The 3691-nt window shown below is 71.6% G+C and carries 4 protein-coding genes; 3 read left to right on the top strand and 1 reads right to left on the bottom strand.

Features of this window, described 5'->3' with window-relative positions:
- From JNL41_RS12865 to JNL41_RS12855, 3 genes are all read left to right on the top strand, one after another.
- Window positions 1-340, top strand: a 340-nt coding sequence (locus tag JNL41_RS12865) for a glycosyltransferase (protein ID WP_293475518.1), incomplete at its 5' end; no start/stop codon positions are given.
- 75 nt (window positions 341-415) lie between these two features.
- On the top strand, window positions 416-1474 hold the full coding sequence (locus JNL41_RS12860; protein WP_293475516.1) for a MoxR family ATPase: 1059 nt from the start codon (window positions 416-418) through the stop codon (window positions 1472-1474).
- A gap of 3 nt (window positions 1475-1477) precedes the next feature.
- Window positions 1478-3355, top strand: coding sequence for a VWA-like domain-containing protein (locus JNL41_RS12855; RefSeq protein WP_293475514.1), 1878 nt, complete (start codon window positions 1478-1480; stop codon window positions 3353-3355).
- A gap of 31 nt (window positions 3356-3386) precedes the next feature.
- Here JNL41_RS12855 and JNL41_RS12850 read toward each other — a convergent pair.
- A partial coding sequence (locus JNL41_RS12850) for an acyl-CoA dehydrogenase family protein (RefSeq protein WP_293475512.1) occupies window positions 3387-3691 on the bottom strand: 305 nt, incomplete at its 5' end.

The raw sequence follows: 3691 nt of genomic DNA, 5'->3' as shown, positions 1-3691 counted from the left end.
GCTGGCGTCCTGCGACGCGGCGCTGCACGCCAACGAGAACGAGATCTTCGGCCTCTTCGTGCTGGAGGCCATGGCCGCCGGCCTGCCGGTGATCGGCTCGCACCGCGGCGGCGTGGGCGAACTCATCGACCACAGCGTGGGCCAGCCCGCCCAGAACGTGGAACCGTCAGGCCTCGCCGAGGCCATCGACGCCCTCTTCAGCCGCGACGTCGCCGCCATCTCCCAGGCCGCCCGGCGCCGCGCCGAAACCCGCCACGGCTGGGACGCCACCTTCGAAGCCCTCGCCCGCCTCTACGGCCAACTCATCGCCGACCGCGCGCCCCTGGCGCTGACGGCCTAGGCCTGACGAAACCGCGTGCGCCGCGCGCGGCCTTGCGCCTAAGGTGACGGTTCGTATCCGCTTGAACTGTCACCCATGGAAGCCGCCCAGGTCCTCACGCCCGCCTCGCTGACGCCGTTCCTGCTGAACGTCGCGCCCGTGCTGCCGGTGTTCATCTGGGGCCCGCCCGGGGTCGGCAAGTCGGCGCTGGTGCGCGAGTTCGCCGACGCCGTCGGCCTGCCCTGCGTCTCCCTCCTCGGCTCTCAGCTCGCCCCCGAGGACATCATCGGCGTGCCGCAGATCCACGATGGCAAGTCCCGGTTCTGCCCGCCGACCCTGATCGCCCGCGACGATCCCTACTGCCTGTTCCTGGATGAGCTGAACGCGTGCTCGCACGAGGTGCAGAAGGCGTTCTACTCCCTCGTCCTCGACCGGCGGATCGGCGAGTTCCGGCTGCCGGCCGGGACCATCGTGATCGGCGCCGGCAACCGCGCCGAGGACGCCGCCATCACGCGCCCGATGTCGTCGGCGCTGATCAACCGGCTAGTCCACGTTCAGTTGCGGGCGTCGGCCCGCGACTGGCTGGCCTGGGCCGAGCGCAGCGACATCCACGAGCTGGTGCTGTCCTATGTTCGCCAGCGCTCGGATCACCTGTGGTCCAAACCGCCCAAGCACGAAGAGCCGTTCTCGACGCCCCGGGCCTGGAACATGCTCTCCGACGCATTGAAGGCCTACGGGCCGGCCATCACGCTGGACGAGATCAACGTCCTGGCCTCGGGCCTGCTCACGCCGGCGCACGCCAAGCAGTTCACCGCCTTCGCCAAGCTGCGCGACCGCGAGCACGACCTCGCCGCGATCCTCAAGGGCGACAAGGGCTGGCCCGAGCGGCCGGACGAGCGCGACATCCTCTACTTCCTCGTCCAGCAACTGCGCGACCGGCTGATCAAGGAACTGCCGGACGACGAGAGCAAGATGGGCCGTGAGACCCGTCAGCTGGCCCTGCGCGCCAAGGACCTCGTGGTCAGCCTGGCGCGCATCTCCACCGAGCTCGCGCAGCTGGTGGTCACCGAGACCGAGTCCGGCGCCACGCTGCCGGCCTGGTACACCATCGACCTCGCCCGCGCCTTGCCGCGGCTGGCCGCTCAGCGCGCCTGACCTATGGCGCGCCGCCGCCGCGAGCCGCCCAAGGAGCACCTGCGCGAGATCGGCGCCGCCAGCGAGATCCTGCGCGAGCATCCCTTGTTCAGCCGGCTGATGAGGCACTGTCCCTGGCACGCGATCACGGAGGGCGAGCCGTTCGGGCGCGAGGGCTATGCGCGGGTCGCCAGCAGTCCGCGCCGCTTCCGAGACGAGGCCTTCCACACCCGCATCGAGCTGAATCCCTGGCGACGCGCCACGCGGGCGGAATGGGCGCACGTGTTGGGTCAGGCGCTGCTGCACGTGGTTCTCAGCCACGCCGACCCCCAGCAGGACGACGACGACTGGCAGATCGCCTGCGCCCTGGTCGCCGAGGACTTCATGGCCGGAACGGGTTTGGGCCGACGCCCCGACGAGTTGGGCGCCGAGGGCCTGCCGCCGCTCGGCCGCGAGCCGGAAACGATCGCGGCGGCCCTGCGCGACGGCGGCGCCCCGCTGCGCGAGCTGTACGGCGGCCGCGGCCTGGGCGTCGACGGTCCCAGCTTCACCTATACCCGCGACCTGCCGCCGATCCCGGCGAAGCTGCGGCGCGAACGCCAGGAGATCCTGGCCGCGGCGATCCGCGCCAGCGTGGTCGAGGCCATCGGCAAGGCCGGCGACGCCGCCCGCGGCCCGGCGACCGCCCGAGGCAATCCCAACTCGCTGGCCGAGCGTGCGCGGGGCTGGTTCGTCGCGAACTATCCGCTGCTGGGCGCCCTGGCGGCGAGCTTCGACATCGTCGAGGACGCTGACGTCTGCGCGCTGCACGACATCTCGATCGCCGCCGTCGATAGCGAGCTGCGCCGCGTCTACATCAACCCGAAGTTCCCGTGGACCTACGGCGGCATGCAGTTTGTGATCGCCCATGAGCTGCTGCATGTCGGCCTGCGCCACGAGGCGCGCCGCCAGGGCCGCGACGCCTACCTCTGGAACGTCGCCTGCGACTACGTGATCAACGGCTGGCTGGTCGAGATGGGCGTGGGCGAGATCCCCACCGACACCCTGCTGCTCGATCCCGAGCTGGGGTTCGAGCGCGAGTCGGCCGAGGCCATCTACGACCGCATCGTCGGCGATCTGCGCCTGATCCGCCGGCTGAACAAGAGCCGCACCCTGCGCGGCCAGGGCAAGGTCGACGTCCTGGGCGAGCGGACGTCCGGCTGGTGGAACGGCCCGGGCACGGATCTCGACGCCTTCTACCGCCGCGCCCTGGCCGAGGGGCTGGACCTGCACCTCACGTCAGGGATCGCGCGCGGCCTGCTGCCCGGCGACCTCGTCGAGGAGATCCGCGCGATCCAGCAGCGGCCGATTCCCTGGGACGTCCAGCTGGGCCAGTGGATGGACGCCTTCTTCCCGCCCCTCGAGGCGCGCCGCAGCTTCGCCCGACCCAGCCGCCGCCAGGCGTCGACGCCCGACATCCCCCGCGCCGTCTGGGTTCGCCCGGAGGAACGCCTGGTCGCGCGCACCTTCGGCGTCGTCCTGGACACCTCCGGCTCGATGTCGCCGCGACTGCTGGCGCGGGCCCTGGGCGCGATCGCGAGCTATGCGCTCAGCCGCGAGGTGCCGTGGGTGCGCGTGATCCAGTGCGACGCCGGCGTGCACGACGCCGGCTATGTCGAGCCCGAGGCGCTGATGGGCCGCGTCGAGGTGCGCGGGCGCGGGGGCACGGTGCTGCAGCCTGCGATCGCCCGCCTCGAAAGCGACGCGCGGTTCCCAAAGGACGCCCCGATCCTGATCATCACCGACGGCGCCTGCGACGTGCTCACGATCCGCCGCGAGCACGCCTTCCTGATGCCGGAAGGCGCGCGCCTGCCCTTCCGGACCGAAGCCCCGCGTTTCGCCTTCGAGCGGGACGACGCCTGAGGCGCCCTACCGCCCCGTCGGCCCAAGCGCGTTAGCGCCCGGTCGGGAGATCCTTGAAGGCCACGTCCTTGTCGACGCGGATGTCGCCGGGGAGGCCCAGGACGCGCTCGGCGATGATGTTCTTCAGGATCTCGTCGGTGCCGCCGGCGATCCGCAGGCCCGGCGCGCTCATCAGCGAGGCGTGGAAGCCGCCGCTCAGCGGCGCCAGCTCGGGGTCGTTGATGATGCCGAACTGATCCAGCAGCTCGACCGCCGAGTTGGCCAGGTCCTGCATCTGGCCCGCCGCCACGATCTTGCCGATCGAGCTCTCGGGTCCTGGCGTCTGCCCCCGGCTCA

Source organism: Phenylobacterium sp. (assembly GCF_016793285.1).
In the GTDB taxonomy this organism is placed as follows: Bacteria; Pseudomonadota; Alphaproteobacteria; order Caulobacterales; family Caulobacteraceae; genus Phenylobacterium.
Note: the sequence above shows the minus strand (reverse complement) of the source record. Positions and strands in the feature narration are given on the sequence as shown.